Source organism: Bellilinea sp. (assembly GCF_034432615.1).
In the GTDB taxonomy this organism is placed as follows: domain Bacteria; phylum Chloroflexota; class Anaerolineae; order Anaerolineales; family Anaerolineaceae; genus Bellilinea.
The window spans coordinates 1-10,602 of the sequence record NZ_DAOUBL010000165.1; the positions used below are offsets into that span (position 1 = coordinate 1).

Below are 10,602 nucleotides of genomic sequence, written 5' to 3' on the forward strand. Positions count from 1 at the left end.
GCCTTCGGATTTTTGTATTCACTTGACAGGTTGCTGAAATGCTCAGTGTTCAAAATTTAACCAAATCTTACGGAATTGAAACCATCCTGCGGGATGTAACTTTTACCCTTAACAACGGTGAGCGGTTGGGGCTGATTGGGGCCAACGGCTGCGGTAAAACCACTTTACTGCGTATTCTGGTAGGGGAAGAAAAGCCCGACAGCGGAACAATCCGCTTCATGCCAGCCACGCTCAAGGTCGGCTATTTACCACAAAGCATCCATTTCGAGCCGCACGATACTCTGCAAAGCTACCTAAGCCGCTTGCAGGGAGAAATCTCCCTGTTGACCAGTCGGCTGGCTGAAGTGGCCGGTGCGTTGATGAACCCGGAGCGTGCGGCAGAATTGCAGGCGGAATACGATATGCTGCTGATTCAAATTGAGGCTGCCGCGCAATCGGCTGGAGAAACACCCCACGTGCTGGCGCGGCTGGGGTTGAATCATCTGCCACCTGAGTTACCGGTAAGCGCGTTGAGCGGCGGGCAAAAGACTCGTCTGGCGCTGGCGGGAATGCTCATTCACCGTCCGCGATTGCTGCTGCTGGATGAGCCAACCAATCATCTGGATATGGAAATGCTGGAGTGGCTGGAAGCATGGCTGCTGGACTACAGCGGTGGCGCGTTGATTGTATCGCATGACCGTACCTTTCTTGACCGGGTTGCCACCAGTATTCTCGAAATAGACGCCAATCCCCACACAGCCCGCCTGTACCCGGGCAATTACACCGACTATCTGGAAGCGACGGCAGCCGAGAGGCAACGGCAGTGGCAGGCCTATCAGGATCAGCAGGCCGAGATTGCCCGTCTGCGCGCAGCGGCTTCGCAGGTTCGCTCACGGGCTCGTTTTCGTAAGGGTGGAAAAGCCGACCCTGCCAACACCGATGGATTCAGCGTTGGCTTTTTTGCCAACCGATCCAAAGAAACGGTTCAGAAAGCCAAAAATCTTGAAAAGCGCATTCAAAGGTTGTTGACCGAAGAACGCATTGAAAAACCTGCCCGAAGCTGGGAGATGAAAATTGAGTTTGGCAGCCTGCCGGAAAGCGGGCGGGATGTACTGGTTTTGGAAAATCTGACTGTCGGTTATGAAAATCAGCCGTTACTGAGCGATTTGAACCTGACTCTGCGGTACGGCAGCCGAACTGCCCTGCTCGGCCCAAATGGCTGCGGAAAGACGACTCTGCTTCGCACAATCATTGGTTCAATCCCGCCCTTGAAGGGGAAAATCCGTCTGGGTAGTCAGGTGCGGGTTGGGTACATGGCGCAGGAACAGGAAACCTTACCATTGGATAAGAACGCTTTTCAGGTAATTCAGGATGCTGGCGGCTGGAACGAAACAACCACACGTGCTTTTCTTTCCCAGTTTCTGTTCAAAGGTGATGAGGTTTTCACACCGGCAGGTGTGCTTTCGTTTGGTGAACGAGCAAGGTTGATGCTGGCCAGTCTGGTGGCAGAGGGGTGCAATTTGCTGCTGTTGGACGAACCTATCAATCATCTGGATATACCGGCGCGCACCCGTTTTGAACAGGCCCTGCAGAATTACCGCGGGACGATTCTGGCGGTTGTCCATGACCGTTATTTTTTACAATCGTTTGCCACCCAATACTGGCGGGTAGCCGGGACGAATATCCGGGTGGAGGATTTGAAGATGTGAAATAGTACCTTTTATAACGTTGGTTCGGGATAAGCACAAAACCCGGTGAGCAGCGAAATGAACCCCCTCCAACCTCCCCCAATATCGCTTCTGCGATATTGGGGAAGGCGCAGGAAGGGGCAAAATTCTGAAATCGGATGCAAAAAGGATTTATCCCGCACGGACGTTTTTATAGAAAACTCTCAATCCATGCTTTCCAAAAAGTCAATAAATCGGGAAAGATCATTTTGCACGGTCTGGAAACAATTTTCCAATCCTTGAGTGAGGGTTTGAAGTCTGGCAGGGTAAAGGTTGAAGGCATAAACATTTCTGACCACATGCCGAAAACCTCTGTACTCATCCAAACATTGGCGGCTTTCGCTTGAGATTACCCCTGGCCGAATATTCGGAATAGGAGTTGCCATTTGAGTGAGGAGGTCGGCGTGCCAATCTTTTCCTGTGGGGGCGCTTTGTTCCACCGTTCGGGCAATGTCTTCAAAAATATGCTCTAATCCCGTATAGAAAGCATGAAGATTAAGCGCGACACCATCCCAATAACCGTCATCATTGGTTTGGATGGCTTTTTTCATCAATAATTGGGCGCGCTGAATGCTTTTTTCAACATCTTTCAATAAAAGCCTTATCCTTGCAGCAAGGGTAATGTAATCATTCATAAGTCCTGTCCCTCCTTGAGGATGAGCGCTTGAAAATTGGGAGAGATGTCCTCAAAGCGCACTAAATCCACAGAAAACTTTGGATTTAGAGATTGCAGGATGCCCACCGTACGGTAATAATCCTCTTCCGCCAATCCCCACACTGCAAGGTCAATGTCTGATTGGAAGTGAAACAATTCAGGATGAACCAGTGACCCAAACAAAACCACGCGCGTTACTCCGAATTGTGTTCTGAGTAACTCAGCAGCGGATGCCGCAACTTGCCGTGCTTCTTCCATCAATTCTCTTAATTTGGTTTGTCTTTCTGCTTTGCGTTCATGGTAGAAGCGGCGGTATTCTTCTAACTGGTCCGATTTCGGGTTTGCAGAAGGGATCATTTTTCTTCTCATCCTTTATCTTATTGTAGCATGAGCCATCAAAGATGGGGCGGCCGGCCTGCTTTGACTGCTCATGGATGAGGATCCTCTGGTAAAATTAGGACAAATTCAGTCGGATTATGAATAACCGCCATGGAATTCCTGTTTCATCCTCCCCTGCTGGAACGTTTGACCGCTGAACCGGTCACCCGCCTGTTTATGAGCTACGAAGCCGTACAGCCGCTGGATAAAAGCCGTGTTCAACCGTTGAAGCGGTTGTTCGGCCTGCCGGGGGTGCTGCCGGTGGTGATCGGCGCGCCGCCGTTGGACGAACTACGCGCCGCCCTGCCGCTGGATGGCGTTCTGTACGCCGGCCTGAACGGTGCGGTCTTTCATGAACCGGAGGAAGTCCCCGACCGCCTGGCTCGCCATCTGCGTCTCTCCGATTCAAGGCCGCCGGCATTACGCCGGGCGCTGACCGGCTGGGTGGTGGCGAATCGTTCTCCCTCGGATTGCTTCGTAATTTATATCGGTTGCGGTGAATCCGACCGGGCGGCCATGCAGCTTGTCCAGGCCTTGAACGGCTGGGCCGTGTTCGTGAGCGGTGACTGTTTACCACTTACCAGCGAGCCTGTCTGGCAGAAGGCGCCGCTCCCTGCAACGTCCTGATTGTACAGAAGGGGCGGATTAGGATTTGGGCAGCAATTCCAGATTTGCCAGCGATGCTACCAGCCGCTTGAAGCCCACGCTTTCAAAATAAACGTCCACGGTTTCATCCCCATCTTGAATGCGGCTTTCCATGACAATGCCCTCCCCCCAGACCGGATGACGCACGCGGTCGGTGGCATGAAAGCGCGGCTCGATCAGCGCAGCCGAGGAGGTACTATGCTGTGCCGCCAGAATGCGCGTGCGCAAGGCGCGCGATTCGGGGCTTTCCCAGCGTTCTGTTTGCCGGCGCTGCCCCTGCCGCTGGATGAGTGATTCGGGCAGGTCTTCCAGAAAGCGGGAAGGTTCCTGTATTTCCGGGCTGCCGTACTGGCTGCGTTGATGGGCGCGTATCAGATAGACGCGGTCTTTGGCGCGGGTGATGCCGACATACAACAACCGCCGTTCTTCGGCCATTTCTTCCGGGTCGTCTTTGGAGCGGGCATGCGGCAGCAAGCCTTCATCCAGCCCGATGATGAACACAAAGCGAAATTCCAATCCCTTGGCAGCGTGCAGAGTCAGCAGGGTGGCAGCGTTGCCGGCTTCCTCCGGCAGCGTATCCTGATCGGAAACCAGCGCCAGATTTTCCAGAAAGGCGGTCAGGCCGCCTTCACTGAACTCGTATGCCAGCCGGCGCAGTTCCTGCACATTGTCCCAGCGGTCTTTGCCCTCTTCGCTGCCGTCGTCAATGTATTCCTGATAGGCCGTATCCAGTAAGATGCGGTCGAATAAACCGGGCAGACTCAACCCTTCGGCGACCGCGCGCCGCCAGCCGGCCAGCAGGCTGCCAAAATCGGCCAACGGTAGAATGCTGCGCCCGCTGAAGCGTCCCCAATGAGCGGATTGCTCACCCTTCTCTCCCAATTCGATCAATAACTGCCCTGCGGTCATGTTTGCCTGCCGGGCGGTCAGCTGCAGGGCGACCATCGTCTTTTCTCCCACCCCGCGCGGCGGGATGTTAATGACCCGCGCCAGCGAAACTTCGTCATCCGGGTTATGCACCAGCCGCAGGAAACAGATCAGGTCTTTGACCTCGCGCCGGCCGTAGAACCGCAGCGCCCCCACCAGCCGGTAGGGCAGCCCGGCGCGCAGGAAGGCCTCTTCCAGCAGGCGCGACTGGGCATTGGTGCGATACATGACGGCAAAATCGCTGCCGCGGGCTTTGCCGCTGGTAATCCATTGCTGAATCGTGTCCACCACAAAGGCGGCTTCGGCGTGTTCGTCAACCGCTTCGTACAGCACCAGCCGCTCGCCGCTGCCCCGTTCGGAGAATAGGTGCTTGCGGGTGCGGTGTTTGTTGCGGTCAATCACGGCGCGGGCTGCATCCAGCACCGTTTGGGTGGAGCGGTAATTCTGCTCCAGCAAAATCTTCTGGCAGGCGGGGTAGTCCTGTTCAAAACGCAGCACGTTGCGGTAATCGGCACCGCGCCAGCGGTAGATGGATTGATCCTCGTCTCCCACCACAAACAAATTGCCGTGAACCGAAGCCAGCAGTTTGAGCAGTTCGTACTGCACCAGATTGGTATCCTGAAATTCATCCACCAGAATATGCTCAAAGCGGCGCGCGTAGCGCTCACGGACTTGCGGGTTGTCCACCAGCAGGCGCACGGTTTCGAGCAGCAAGTCATCAAAATCTACCGCATTCGAATCGCGCAGCAGGGATTGATAGCGTTCGTAAATCCGTTTGGTGATTTCATCGCGATAGGACTGGGTGGGAAAATCGGCGGGGGTGATCAGGTTGTTCTTGGCGGTGGAGATGGCCGCGTGGATGCTGGTGGGGCGGTACAGTTTTTCGTCAAGGTTGAGTTCACGGATGGCGCGTTTGACCAGCGCTTGCTGGTCGTCGCTGTCCATGATGACAAAATTGTTGTCAAACGAGAGGTACTGCGCCTCCCGCCGCAAAATGCGGGCACAATTGGCGTGAAAGGTGCCCAGCCAGACGCCTTCACCCGCATCCCCCAGCAGCGATTGCAGGCGGTGCTGCATCTCACGAGCGGCTTTGTTGGTAAATGTGACGGCGAGGATGTTGTGCGGACGAACCCCCATCGCTTCGATGAGGTAGGCAATTCGCTGGGTGAGCACGCGGGTCTTGCCGGAGCCCGGCCCGGCCAGCACCAGCACCTGCCCAAGCGGAGCAGTCACAGCCGCGCGTTGTTGAGCGTTCAAGTGGTCGAGGTCTATCATTGCAGGGCGATTGTACCACAAGCCGCTGAATTGCTTGTGGTTTTCGCCCCGGCGGGGTAATGGCGGTTTTCTTAAGTTAACCTCCTGTTGAGCGGGCGCGGCAATCTCCGACATGGCGGTTATGAGGACAGAAGGGGAGACTCCCGCCAGCACTGGTGAGTGTCACTTCGTTCGGAGTGACACTAAATTTTTGATTGCGTTGCTGTGTTTGGAACGACAGTACTTGAAAAGGTGAAAAAAAATAAGATTTATCGCCAAGACCCAAAGACGCAAAGGGTTCTTTTTCAATGCTCTGCGTCTTTGCGCCATTGGGTTAATTTTCGAACCTTCTGCAGTCCATTCAGTGCTGGATTTGCCGGCAGACCTGACCCAGAACACAAAAGGCGCAATCACCCTGGACGAAGATGAAGTGACAGGCGGAGTACGCGCTGGCAGCGCTGACGGCTTGAAATGGGATTTTCCTGAACTGTGGATAAAATGGATTGATTTTTGAGATTATTTCGTTTATAATGATAGAAATTCTGTTCTTGATCGCTGGTTCTCTTAACCTGTCCGGGAGAATAATAAAATGACTTCATCCGCCTTGTTTTCACGAATTGATACCGTCATTGTGCGGGTTAGAAACCTGAAACAGTCCAAAGCGTGGTTTCAGGAAGTGCTGGGGTTAGCGGTAGCCCATGAGGACACGCAGGAAAATCTGGTGGTGTTTGGTTTGGAAAGCGGCTGCAGCCTGACCGTCTGGCAGCTCAAAGAGGGTGAAGAAGTGGAAGATGCCCGCCGGTTTCAGCGTTCGTACCCCATTTTTTACAGCGATGACATCCAGACCGTACATCAAAAACTGGTTGAAGGCGGTGTAAAAGTGACCTCCATTCAAGGAGAAGCAGGAGACGTGCGCTGGTTTCAGTTTTTTGACCCGGACGGCAACACATTCGAGGTTTGTCAATATTAAACATGAGTTCGGGTTAAGTACAAAACCTGGTAAGTAATGCAACCAACCCCCTCCTGGCCTCCCCAAAAACCGCCTCAGGCGGTTTTGGGGGAGGTGTTTAACAGATGCAAACCCCTCAAAAAGATGGGAAAAAATTTATACCGAACCGATTTTAATTTCAATTGCCCGGCGCTTAAGGATTTGTAAGGCAGACGGCTTGGTTTGCGGGCGTTTTTTCCGGTATACTGGATGTATCTTGCTCATCTCGTGCAGGAGGCTGCCATGAAACGCATCTTGATTGTGGAAGATGCCCTCGACCTGGGCCGTATGCTGCGACTGGCTTTGGAAACACTGGATCGGACGCTGTCGGTGCGGGTGATTCAATCGGCCGAAGAGGCGCTGCTCGAATTGAGCGGCACTCCGCCGGTTTCGCTGATCATCAGCGATATTCGCCTGCCGGGCATGTCCGGCTTTGATTTGTTGAAAAAGGTGCGCCTGCGCAGCCCGGAAACCCGCATCATGCTGATTACCGGCCTGTCCGATGAAAATGTCATCCGTCAGGCGGCTGAGGCCAAAGTGGACCGTTTCATGCGCAAACCCATCGAAATGAGCGAATTTTTACGCACTGCCGCTGAACTGCTGGAATTGCCCTTGCCGGAGGAGCAGCCCGCCAAAAGCCGCAGCGAAGGCGAACCGCTGCCCCAGCCCCGCGAGGACTTGCCCGGTCTGCTGACCCGCCTGCGCCGTGAGTTGGGGGCGGCTCAGGTGCTGCTGTGTGACGACCGCGGGCGGGTGGTGGCCCAGGCCGGCGAGGTGGCCGATGTGGATTTTGAACAGCACTGGGCAGCGCCGGTCATGGCTGCGCTCGGTGCAGCAGTCAGGGCCAGCCGGCTGGTGCGCACCGATTTACCGCAAGCGGCTCTGGCGCTGCGCGGGCTGGAGCGCAGTTTGATCCTTGCCCCGGTCGGCAGTTACGGTTTGGTTGCCGTGCAACAAGGGGATTCCAGCGGGCTGCGCACCGCTCTGGCATTTGAAGCGCTGCTGCAGGCTCAAACCGATCTGGCGGCAATTTTACAGGCCATGGGGGCGGATTTTTACCCGCTGGCAGAAATCCCCCCCGCTGCGCCGCCGCTTCAGCCGGCCGCCATGGCACAGGTAGAAGAAGTGCTCGGCGGCGAAGAGCCGCTGGCAGAACTGGAAGCGCAGTTGCAGCGCACGGCTGCCAGCCTTGACCCCAGCGAAGTTGAATCGTTTTGGGAGAGCGCCGCCGGCCAGCAGATAGCGGAAGCGGTCAACCCGGATGCGCTCAGTTACGAACAGGCGCGCCAGCTCGGCCTGGCGCCTGAAGATGACAACCCCGAATAGTACCCTTAACAGGTGATTCATGCAAACTATTTATCGGTTGAAACAGGCGCGCCGCTGGCTGATGGCGGTGCTGAGCGGCCTTCTGCTGGTTGCGCTGCTCACCGTTGGCGGAACGGCCCTGGCACAGGATTTACCGCCCAACAGTGCCGGCGTAGCGGTGCAAAGCGAGGTGCTGCAAACCCTGCAGGAGGAAGGCAGCGCTGACTTTATTCTGGTGATGTCCGAACAGGCCGATTTGAGCGCGGCTTACCAGATGGATTGGGAGACGCGCGGCTGGTATGTCTATAACACCCTCAAGGAAACCGCCGAGCGCAGCCAGGCGCCGGTCATTGCCGCACTGGAAGCCGCCGGGGCGCGCTATCAGTCTTTCATTGCCGGCAACGAAATTTACGTGTATGACGGCAGCCGCGCGGTGCTGAACCGCGCGCTGTGGGCGGGTGAGATTCAGGAAGTGCGCGCGCCGGTGGAAATCACCCTGGCCGCCCCCCGTTTTGAGCTGGTTCAACCCGGGCCGGCCCCCCAGAATCAAATTCAGGCCACGGCGTGGGGCATTAGCGATACCGGCGCGCCGGATCTTTGGGCGCAGTTTGGTTTGCGCGGGGAGGGGGTGCGGGTTGCCAGCATTGATACCGGCGCGCAGTGGGATCACCCCGCCCTGCGGGAGGCCTACGCCTGCAAGGACAACCCATCCAGTTCCATCTGCTGGCGGGATCCAACCGGTGTCTGTACGGGGGGTGTGCCTTGCGACGATCATGGTCACGGCACGCATACGATTGGTACGATGGTGGGCAGCGACAACCCGGCGCTGCCCTATCAGGTGGGCATGGCGCCCGGCGCGCAGTGGATCGCCTGCAAGGGCTGTGCCGGAAACACTTGCAGCTATGTACACCTGGCCGCCTGCGCCGACTGGCTGGTGGAGCTTGCTACTGACCCTGCGAATCGCCCGCAGGTGGTCAACAATTCGTGGGGTGGGCCGGGCGGCAATTCGTGGTTTTCCGAAAAGGTTGAAGCCTGGCGGGAAGCCGGGATTTTGCCGGTCTTCGCCGCCGGCAACACCGGTCAACAGGGCTGCTGGACGCTCAATTCGCCGGCTGACTACCCGGGTTCTTTCGCCGTTGCCGCCCATACGCAGAGCGGTTGGATTGCTCCCTATTCCAGCCGCGGGCCGGCGGCCATCGGCAGTCAGCCGTACACCAAACCCAACTTGAGCGCGCCGGGTGATTATATTCTTTCTTCAGTACCGACCAATGCCTGGGCATATGCCAGCGGTACCTCGATGGCCGCCCCGCACGTTGCCGGGGCGGCTGCGCTGTTGTATGCCTGCGCTCCGGCGCTGCGCGGCAATAGCAATATGACCGCCACCTTTGAGTTGTTGCAGCAAACCGCCGACCCGCCGGTCTTCAGCGGCAGCTGCGGCACGCCGGACGGCGGGCTGAGCAATTACACCTACGGCTACGGTTATCTCAACGTGCTGCGCGCCGGGCAGGCGGTTTGTTTCCCCGGAACCCTGCGCGGCCAGGTGCTGGATGGTGAAACCAACCTGCCGATCCGAGGGGCAAAGGTGGTGTTTCAGGCTGGTGATGTTCGCCGCGAGGTCATTACGGATAGCAATGGGAATTATGAGATTCTGCTTGCTTCACAAAAGGGCTGGTCGGTTTCGGCTTCTTTTCCGGGATACTACTCCTCGCCTACCGTTCAACAAACCGTAAATCTCAATCAGACTACCACTTACAACATTCTGTTGACCCCCTTCCCATATCGCTCTTTCCTTCCGATGATTGGGAAGTAGTTTCACGTCAGTTCGGTATAAATCCTTTTTGCCCCCACCTGCACCTCCCCCAAAATCGCCCCTGCGATTTTGGGGGAGGCGGGAGGGGGTCCTGCCGGAGATTGCCGCGCTCGCTCAAAAGGACATGGGACTGCTTATGTCGTTCCGAGCGGAGCGACACTCACCAGTGCTGACGGGAGTCCCCCCCTCTACCTGCACCTCCGCGGTGCGGGAGATTGCCGCACTCGCTGCGCTCGCTCAAAAGGACATGGGACCCAAAAATCGCCTCGGCGATTTTTGGAAAGGGGGGCTCACACTTTTCCCGAACGAAGGTTACTTACGCGTCAGCAGGCGGGCGTAAACCGCCAGCCCCAGCCCGGCCAGCAGGATGATGCCGCCCATCACCGCCATGAGCGGCGAGCGCCCGCCCTCGCTGACCGGCGTGGGAACCGCCTGCGAACTCAACTGCGCGCCGAAATCCAGCACCGAATTATCTCCCGCGCTGACCTTCAGGGCATAATTGAGCAGGGTGGTCGGGTTATAGCCCTGCGGAATGGCGACACTGATATTGTACTCCCCCTCTTCCAGATTGTCGAAACAGGCCGGCTCTTCCAGACTGGCGCTGGTTTCACCGGTCAGCGAAACGCGCCCAAGCCGGTCGGTGATGCTGACCGCTCCGCCGGGGATGGCGCTTTCGCCCTCTTCAGCCAGCGCGTTGCCGTTCACATCGTTGAACAGCACAATGCACACCCGGCCGGTGCCGCGGAAGGGAGTTGGAGAAGGTAAAACCGGTGTTTCGGTGGGCAGCACGGCTGAGGTCGGCTGCGGCTCAACCGTACCCAGCAGCAGCTTGCTGCCGGTGATCAGCACACAGGCCGCGTCCAGATTGTTGAGGCGGCGCAGGTCATCCAGCGAAACCTGATTGAGCAGCGAAACGCTGATGCAGGTATCGCCT

10 protein-coding genes are annotated in these 10,602 nt (G+C 56.9%); 6 read left to right on the top strand and 4 right to left on the bottom strand.

The window, feature by feature from the left end; all coding sequences use genetic code 11:
* Positions 1-38: 38 nt before the first annotated feature.
* On the top strand, positions 39-1,688 hold the full coding sequence (gene abc-f / locus VAE48_RS07855) for a ribosomal protection-like ABC-F family protein (RefSeq protein WP_322792768.1): 1,650 nt from the start codon (positions 39-41) through the stop codon (positions 1,686-1,688).
* 182 nt (positions 1,689-1,870) lie between these two features.
* Here the strand turns inward: abc-f and VAE48_RS07860 are convergent, their stop codons facing one another.
* Positions 1,871-2,341 carry a hypothetical protein gene (locus VAE48_RS07860; RefSeq protein ID WP_322792769.1) on the bottom strand — a complete coding sequence of 157 codons (471 nt, stop codon included), beginning with the start codon at positions 2,339-2,341 and terminating at the stop codon, positions 1,871-1,873.
* On the bottom strand, positions 2,338-2,718 hold the full coding sequence (locus VAE48_RS07865) for a nucleotidyltransferase family protein (protein WP_322792770.1): 381 nt from the start codon (positions 2,716-2,718) through the stop codon (positions 2,338-2,340). The genes VAE48_RS07860 and VAE48_RS07865 overlap by 4 nt, the downstream gene beginning before the upstream one ends.
* A gap of 132 nt (positions 2,719-2,850) precedes the next feature.
* Between VAE48_RS07865 and VAE48_RS07870 the strand changes: the two genes are divergently transcribed.
* Positions 2,851-3,366 (top strand): hypothetical protein, encoded by a 516-nt coding sequence (locus VAE48_RS07870; protein ID WP_322792771.1) that lies wholly within the window; start codon positions 2,851-2,853, stop codon positions 3,364-3,366.
* 18 nt (positions 3,367-3,384) lie between these two features.
* On the opposite strand, the gene VAE48_RS07875 is transcribed toward VAE48_RS07870, so the two are convergent.
* Positions 3,385-5,700 carry an ATP-dependent helicase gene (locus VAE48_RS07875; protein WP_322792772.1) on the bottom strand — a complete coding sequence of 772 codons (2,316 nt, stop codon included), beginning with the start codon at positions 5,698-5,700 and terminating at the stop codon, positions 3,385-3,387.
* A 229-nt stretch (positions 5,701-5,929) separates the two neighbouring features.
* Between VAE48_RS07875 and VAE48_RS07880 the strand changes: the two genes are divergently transcribed.
* The 4 genes from VAE48_RS07880 to VAE48_RS07895 all read left to right on the top strand — a co-directional run bounded on the left by VAE48_RS07880 (position 5,930) and on the right by VAE48_RS07895 (position 9,668).
* Positions 5,930-6,079 (top strand): hypothetical protein, encoded by a 150-nt coding sequence (locus VAE48_RS07880; protein WP_322792773.1) that lies wholly within the window; start codon positions 5,930-5,932, stop codon positions 6,077-6,079.
* Positions 6,080-6,154: 75 nt separating this feature from the next.
* Positions 6,155-6,535 (top strand): VOC family protein, encoded by a 381-nt coding sequence (locus VAE48_RS07885; RefSeq protein ID WP_322792774.1) that lies wholly within the window; start codon positions 6,155-6,157, stop codon positions 6,533-6,535.
* 261 nt (positions 6,536-6,796) lie between these two features.
* Positions 6,797-7,879 (top strand): response regulator transcription factor, encoded by a 1,083-nt coding sequence (locus VAE48_RS07890; protein ID WP_322792775.1) that lies wholly within the window; start codon positions 6,797-6,799, stop codon positions 7,877-7,879.
* A gap of 19 nt (positions 7,880-7,898) precedes the next feature.
* The gene (locus VAE48_RS07895) at positions 7,899-9,668 is read left to right on the top strand and encodes a S8 family serine peptidase (RefSeq protein ID WP_322792776.1); all 1,770 of its coding nucleotides are present in this window, start codon (positions 7,899-7,901) and stop codon (positions 9,666-9,668) included.
* A gap of 312 nt (positions 9,669-9,980) precedes the next feature.
* Here VAE48_RS07895 and VAE48_RS07900 read toward each other — a convergent pair.
* On the bottom strand, positions 9,981-10,602 hold a 622-nt coding region (locus VAE48_RS07900; protein ID WP_322792777.1), incomplete at its 5' end, for an SdrD B-like domain-containing protein.

What these genes read in the sequence shown, in the direction of transcription:
- VAE48_RS07860 (WP_322792769.1), bottom strand. Translation starts at nt 2,341, where the DNA reads ATGAATGATTACATTACCCTTGCTGCAAGGATAAGGCTTTTATTGAAA.
- VAE48_RS07890 (WP_322792775.1), top strand. Translation starts at nt 6,797, where the DNA reads ATGAAACGCATCTTGATTGTGGAAGATGCCCTCGACCTGGGCCGTATG.
- VAE48_RS07895 (WP_322792776.1), top strand. Translation starts at nt 7,899, where the DNA reads ATGCAAACTATTTATCGGTTGAAACAGGCGCGCCGCTGGCTGATGGCG.
- VAE48_RS07875 (WP_322792772.1), bottom strand. Translation starts at nt 5,700, where the DNA reads ATGTCGGAGATTGCCGCGCCCGCTCAACAGGAGGTTAACTTAAGAAAA.
- abc-f (WP_322792768.1), top strand. Translation starts at nt 39, where the DNA reads ATGCTCAGTGTTCAAAATTTAACCAAATCTTACGGAATTGAAACCATC.
- VAE48_RS07865 (WP_322792770.1), bottom strand. Translation starts at nt 2,718, where the DNA reads ATGATCCCTTCTGCAAACCCGAAATCGGACCAGTTAGAAGAATACCGC.
- VAE48_RS07885 (WP_322792774.1), top strand. Translation starts at nt 6,155, where the DNA reads ATGACTTCATCCGCCTTGTTTTCACGAATTGATACCGTCATTGTGCGG.
- VAE48_RS07870 (WP_322792771.1), top strand. Translation starts at nt 2,851, where the DNA reads ATGGAATTCCTGTTTCATCCTCCCCTGCTGGAACGTTTGACCGCTGAA.